This window comes from Pseudorhodobacter sp., assembly GCF_034675685.1.
Classification (GTDB): domain Bacteria; phylum Pseudomonadota; class Alphaproteobacteria; order Rhodobacterales; family Rhodobacteraceae; genus Pseudorhodobacter.
Genome location: NZ_JAUCDA010000005.1, coordinates 141704 through 148082, shown reverse-complemented (window position 1 = coordinate 148082; position 6379 = coordinate 141704). Strand labels below are relative to the sequence as shown.

Genomic DNA, 6379 nt, shown 5'->3' with positions numbered 1-6379 from the left:
ATGGTTTCGCCTGCGCACGGTTATGGTTTTTCTCGGTTCGTCCACCGCTTGCCCTAGCCGCATTTCGAATAGCCACAGTTCGCGCAGGTCATGCAGCCTTCGACCATCCGCATTTCATAACTGCCGCAAGAGGAGCATGACTTTCGTTTCGGCGTCGCCATTGACAGAACCTCGGCCTTCGGGTCCGATTTCAGGCCCATTCCCTCGCCCTCGATAAAGCCGATCACGATCAAATGGCGCTCTATCACGCCACCGATCGCGGCCAGGATTGACGGGATATACCGTCCCTCCACCCAGGCGCCGCCGCGCGGATCGAACACGGCTTTCAATTCCTCGACCACGAAGGAGACATCACCGCCACGCCGAAACACCGCCGAAATCATCCGGGTCAGCGCCACGGTCCAGGCGAAGTGTTCCATGTTCTTGGAATTGATGAACACTTCAAACGGGCGGCGATGCCCCGAGATGATGATGTCATTGATCGTGATATACAGCGCATGTTCCGACCCCGGCCATTTCACCTTGTAAGTGGCCCCCTCCAGCGAGGCCGGTCGGTCCAGCGGCTCGGTCAGGTAGACCACTTCGGCACCCTGATCTGCCTCTGGCACCTGTTCTGTGGCCTCATTCACCGTCAGAACCGATCCGGTGACATCATTGGGGCGGTAGGTGGTACAGCCTTTGCAGCCGCTATCCCAAGCGGCCATATAAACCTCTTCGAAGGCGTCAAAGCTGATGTCTTCCGGGCAGTTGATGGTTTTGGAGATACTGCTGTCCACCCATTTCTGCGCCGCCGCCTGCATGCGCACATGGTCCAAAGGTGGCAGGGTCTGGGCGTTGACGAAATAATCAGGCAAGGGCGTATCACCGTGCAAATCGCGCCACAGCCGCACGGCGTAATCGACCACTTCTTCCTCGGATCGGCTACCATCTTTTTGCAAGACCTTGCGGGTATAGGCATAGGCGAACACCGGCTCAATTCCGCTGGAGACATTGCCGGCATACAAGCTGATCGTGCCCGTCGGCGCGATCGAGGTCAAAAGCGCGTTGCGGATTCCATGGCTGCGGATCGCCTCGCGCACATCTTCGTCCATGGCCATCATCGTCCCGGAGGCCAGATATTTCTTGGCATCAAACAACGGGAACGCGCCTTTTTCCTTGGCCAGTTCCACGCTTGCCAAATAGGCCGCCCGCGCAATCGCCTTCATCCAGCGTTCGGTCTGCGCCGCCGCCTGTTCATCGCCGTAGCGCAGGCCCAGCATCAGCAACGCATCGGCAAGCCCAGTTACGCCCAGCCCGATCCGGCGCTTGGCCTTGGCCTCGGCCTGCTGCTGCGGCAAGGGAAAGCGGCTGGCATCAATCACGTTGTCCATCATTCGAATGGCGGTCGCCACCAGCGTCTTGAGTGCCTCGGGGTCCAGCTCTGCCTTGGGTCCGAAAGGGTCCGTCACCAAGGTTGCCAGATTGATCGAGCCCAGCAAACAGGCCCCATAGGGTGGCAAGGGCTGCTCGCCGCAGGGGTTGGTCGCTGCGATTGTCTCGCAATAAGACAGGTTGTTTGCCGCATTGATCCGGTCGATGAAAATCACCCCCGGCTCGGCGAAATCATAGGTGTTGCGCATGATCTTGTGCCACAGATCGCGGGCGTTGACAGTGTGATAGACCTTGTCACCAAACATCAGCTCCCACGGCCCGTCGGCCTTGACCGCCGCCATGAACGCATCGGTTACCAGCACAGACAGGTTGAACATCCGCAAACGGGCCGGGTCTTTTTTCGCCTCGATAAACGCCTCGATATCGGGGTGGTCGCAGCGCATCGTAGCCATCATCGCGCCCCGGCGTGACCCCGCCGACATGATCGTGCGGCACATCGCATCCCAGACATCCATGAAGGACAACGGGCCAGAGGCATCAGCAGCCACGCCCTTCACCTCGGCCCCGCGCGGGCGTATCGTACTGAAATCATAGCCGATTCCGCCGCCCTGCTGCATGGTCAGCGCGGCCTCTTTCAGCATGTCGAAAATTCCGCCCATATCATCAGGCACCGTGCCCATGACAAAGCAGTTGAACAGCGTCACCGAACGGTCTGTCCCGGCCCCGGCGGTAATGCGCCCGGCAGGAAGATATTTGAATCCGTCCAAAGCGTTGTAGAACACGCCTTCCCAATGTGCCGGGTCTTTTTCGCCTGCGGCCATCGCCCGCGCAATCCGCCGCCAGGTATCCTCGACCGTGCCGTCAATCGGTGTGCCATCTTGCTGTTTCAGCCGATACTTCATATCCCAGATGGCCTCGGCGATAGGGGCGGAAAAACGGGACATGGGGCGGTCCTTTTGGGTAGGGCGGTGAACATATAGGGGTGCTTGCGCGCGAATCCGCAAAATAGGCCGGGAATGTGGCAAGGTCAACGCAGGCTTGCCCTTGTCGCGGCCGCCAAAGAGGTTAATTTGGACAGACCAAGGAAAAACCGTGGCACGCATCGAAAAGAGCGACATGAAAACTGATACCATCAATCTGCTGAAGCTTTGCGTTGGCACCGAAACCGTCGAAGAGCTTGCGGCATGGCAAGCCCAGCGGCGCATGCATTGGCCCGATGGGTTGCCGCGCCACATCACGCGTATGTGGCCAAAGCGCAGCGACGCGTTGCTGAATGGCGGCTCGCTCTATTGGGTGTTCAAGGGCACCATACTGGCCCGCCAACGCATCACCGCGCTTGAAGAAATCAACGGCGAAGATGGTATTCTGCGCTGCGGTCTGGTGCTGAACCCCGAGATTCACCGCACCGAGGCCGCCCCCCGCCGCCCCTTTCAGGGCTGGCGCTACCTGACGCCCGAGGATGCACCGCGCGACCTGCCCAAAGCCCGCACCACCGACGACCCTTTGCCAGCCGAGCTGGCCCGCGCGCTGGCTGATATCGGGCTGCGCTGACTCGGTTTACCCTGAATCAGCGCAGGGATTGGCTGCCGCACAAAGCAAGATCGCACGCCCGTCAGCGCGTGACCACAGCCCCCGCTTGCAGATCATCCGCAACGCCAAGCTGCTGGGCCAATTGCCTGAACGTGGCCTGCGTCTCTGGCGGCCACTCTGCCGCACGCGCCGCAAAAAGCGTGGCCTGGCTGGCATGCACCAACCCGTCAGACAAGATTTTCAAATGGTTCGCCCGCAGGGTTTCCCCTGATGAGGTTATATCGGCAATCGCTTCTGCCGTCAGGTTTTTCACCGTGCCTTCGGTTGCCCCCTGACTATCCACCAATTGATAATCTGCAACCCCTTGCGCCGTCAAAAACTCACGCACCAGCCGGTGATATTTTGTGGCAATCCGCATGCGAAACCCATGCGCCTTGCGAAATGCCGCCGCCGCCGCGTCAAGGTCATCAACCGTATCCACATCAATCCAGGCCACCGGCACCGCGATAATCAGATCGGCATGGCCGAACCCAAGCTGCGCCAGTTCTTGCACCTGCGCCCGCCAATCCGCCAGTTTGTCGCGCACAAGGTCGGACCCGGTCACCCCAAGGTGAATCCGCCCCGCCGCCAGTTCCCGCGGAATTTCCCCGGCGGACAGCAGAACCAGCTCTACCCCTTGCACGCCGTCAACCGCGCCCGCATATTCCCGGTCTGACCCGGTTCGCGCCATGGTCACGCCGCGCGCACCGAACCAGTCAAAGGTCTTTTCCATCAGCCGCCCTTTTGACGGCACCCCGATTTTCAGGCTCATTCCAGTGCCTCCCGCAGGCTTGCAACCCGTCCGGGCCGAATAATTCCGCCCACCGCCGGAATTGAGCGGCCCTGCCCCAGCACCGCCGTCAGCGCATCATAGCGCCCACCGGTTGCCACGGGTGGCCCTGCGTCGGCAGCGTGAAAGCTGAATACAAACCCATCGTAATATTCCATCGAAGACCGCCCATGGCTGGCCTCGAACGGGATGTCGGACGGGTTGATACCGTGGCGTTCCAGCGCGTCCAGTCGGGTGGCAAATCGGTCCACCGCGGGCGCAATCGCGGGCAACATGAAGGTGATCCCGCGCAGATGCGACAGCGCCGCCCGCGCCGGGGCTTGCAACGTCAACAAATCATAAAGCAACGCCGCCTCGGGCGCTTTCAGGGCAGGCGTTTCGGCATCTTCGATCAGGGCCTCGGCGCGCGCCGCAATCTCGGCTTCCGACCGCAGGCCAATCAACGGCCCTGCCGCCGCAATCAGCGCATCTGCCGCATCGCAGCCCAGCCGCGCCAACAGGTCAGCGCGGGCCTGCGGCATTGGTGCCCGCCCCGAAAACCGGTCCAGCAATTTGCGAAACCGCGCCGGTCGCCAGATATGGCGCAGCAGCGCCGCCTTGCGCCGATCCGTGGTTGAAAGCCCGTTCACCGCCGCCATCAAAATTCCGATGTCGCCAGTTGCAGGCCGCAGCCCCAAGGGGGCCAGCAGCCCATGAAACAGCGCGAACAACTCGGCATCCGCCGCCTCGGGGGCCACCCGGTCAAACAGCTCAAACCCGACTTGCAGGTACTCGCTGGCGCGGGGGCCAAGCTGATCTTGCTTGCGGTACACCTCACCGATGTAGCAATAGCGCGCAGGTTCGGCCCCGCCCTTCATATGGGCCTGCACCACCGGCACCGTGAAATCCGGGCGCAGCATCATTTCACCGCGCAGCGGGTCGCTGGTGACATAGGCGCGCGCGCGAATATCCTCGCCATAAAGGTCAAGCAGGGTTTCGGCGGGCAGCAGGGTATCTGCCTCTACCGCCTCTGCCCCCGCAGCTTTGAAGGCGGCAAACAGCGCCTCGGCCTCGGCCCGAATCGCGGCACGGCTGGTCATGGGGCCAAATCTTTGTAAAGTGCCAACATTTTCTGTACCGCTGCGACCAGTTCAGTCAGCGGCACTTCGACCTGTGCGGGGCGGTCTTTCCATTCCTCCAGCGTGGCGTTTTCGGCGATTTTTGCACCAAGGATCAGGTCTTTGAGGATAACCACCCCCTTGGCCGCCTCATCCCCGCCCTGGATAATGGCGATGGGGCTGCCGCGTTTATCGGCGTATTTCAACTGGTTGCCAAAGTTTTTCGGGTTGCCCAGATACATTTCCGCGCGAATACCGGCACGGCGCAAATCGCCCACCATCGCCATGTAATCGGCCATCCGGTCGCGGTCCATCACCGTTACAACCACCGGGCCGGGCGCTTGCACCCCCGCGCGGCCCTTGGCCCGCAGCGCCGCCAGCAAACGGTCAACCCCAATGGAAACCCCCGTGGCCGGCACCGCTTGCCCGGTAAAGCGCTTGACCAGATCATCATAGCGCCCGCCCCCGGCAACCGAGCCAAACTGCCGCTTGCGGCCCTTTTCGTCGAGGATTTCAAAGGTCAGTTCCGCCTCATAAACCGGGCCGGTATAGTAGCCGAGGCCGCGCACGACCGAGGGGTCAATGACGATGCGGTCGGGGCCGTAGCCTTGGGCGGCGAGGAGATCATAAGATATCTTCTAATTCTTCTAACGCCCTCCAGTCTCCCAATAGTTCGAAATCCAACCACCTCACGAAGATTTTTCAAAGCCGCTTGATTGGTTTCATGCCCGAGCATTTAGAAATTTCATGAAACCTTCAATGATAAGTCGGCACCCGTAATGCTGAAATGTAAGCCCCGCACGCTTTGTATACCATCGCCTAACAATTGGGTTATTCCGGCGGAGCCAATCCTTATCAAACTTATCCAGCGTCCTCATCACGTCATCAGGCGGTCAAAGATATGTGCCTTTTATTCGTACAAACAGCTTCGCGGGTAGCATCGATGCCACGCTCTTCAACAAATTTTTCTGGATCGTTGGGACTCGAATACGCCTGCCGCTTCGAGAACCCCATTCAACACCTTGCGGTTATTGACGCGAATAATGTAATCGCCGCGCTCAATCCCCACTTCTTCCAGCGCATCGGCCAGCATGGCGCAAATCTCGGCATCTGCGGCAACGCTCGGCGCGCCCACGGTATCGGCATCGCATTGATAAAACTGCCGGAACCGCCCCGGACCGGGCTTTTCATTGCGCCAGACCGGGCCGAAAGCATAGCGGCGGTAGGGCGTTGGCAACTCATTGCGGAACTGGGCCGCCACGCGGGCCAGGGGTGCTGTCAGGTCATAGCGCAGGGCCAGCCAGTCGCCGTCTTCATCTTGCCAGCCGAACACGCCTTCATTGGGGCGGTCAACATCGGGCAGGAATTTGCCCAGCGCCTCTACCGTTTCCACAGCGCTGGTTTCCAGCGGGTCAAAGCCATACCGCTCATACACCGCGGAAATTTTCGCCAGCATGTCGCGGCGTTCTATGACATCAGCACCGAAATAATCGCGAAAGCCTTTGGGCGTTTCAGCGCGTGGTTTACGGGGTTGTTTATCTTTGGCCATCGG

General features: G+C 60.4%; 4 protein-coding genes and 1 pseudogene. 1 reads left to right on the top strand and 4 read right to left on the bottom strand.

The annotated features are described in order from the left end of the window. Positions 1–53: 53 nt before the first annotated feature. On the bottom strand, positions 54–2315 hold the full coding sequence (locus tag VDP61_RS06635; protein WP_323006159.1) for an adenosylcobalamin-dependent ribonucleoside-diphosphate reductase: 2262 nt from the start codon (positions 2313–2315) through the stop codon (positions 54–56). Positions 2316–2487: 172 nt separating this feature from the next. Between VDP61_RS06635 and VDP61_RS06630 the strand changes: the two genes are divergently transcribed. Further along, on the top strand, positions 2488–2922 hold the full coding sequence (locus tag VDP61_RS06630; protein ID WP_323006158.1) for a DUF1489 domain-containing protein: 435 nt from the start codon (positions 2488–2490) through the stop codon (positions 2920–2922). Between the two features lie 61 nt (positions 2923–2983). Here VDP61_RS06630 and hisG read toward each other — a convergent pair whose 3' ends face one another. The 3 genes and pseudogenes from hisG to hisS form a co-directional block, all read right to left on the bottom strand. Continuing rightward, a complete protein-coding gene (hisG, locus tag VDP61_RS06625) occupies positions 2984–3712 on the bottom strand; it encodes an ATP phosphoribosyltransferase (protein WP_323006157.1) in 729 nt (242 codons plus the stop codon). Further along, entirely contained in the window at positions 3709–4809 is a 1101-nt protein-coding gene (locus VDP61_RS06620) for an ATP phosphoribosyltransferase regulatory subunit (protein WP_323006156.1), read from the bottom strand. The genes hisG and VDP61_RS06620 overlap by 4 nt, the downstream gene beginning before the upstream one ends. Further along, positions 4806–6376 (bottom strand): annotated as a pseudogene (gene hisS / locus VDP61_RS06615) (histidine--tRNA ligase). Before hisS ends, VDP61_RS06620 begins: the two are co-directional and overlap by 4 nt. Between the last annotated feature and the right edge of the window lie 3 nt (positions 6377–6379).

Excerpts from the sequence above, each read along its gene's own strand:
- VDP61_RS06635 (WP_323006159.1), bottom strand. The coding sequence starts at position 2,315 with ATGTCCCGTTTTTCCGCCCCTATCGCCGAGGCCATCTGGGATATGAAG.
- hisG (WP_323006157.1), bottom strand. The coding sequence starts at position 3,712 with ATGAGCCTGAAAATCGGGGTGCCGTCAAAAGGGCGGCTGATGGAAAAG.
- VDP61_RS06620 (WP_323006156.1), bottom strand. The coding sequence starts at position 4,809 with ATGACCAGCCGTGCCGCGATTCGGGCCGAGGCCGAGGCGCTGTTTGCC.
- VDP61_RS06630 (WP_323006158.1), top strand. The coding sequence starts at position 2,488 with ATGAAAACTGATACCATCAATCTGCTGAAGCTTTGCGTTGGCACCGAA.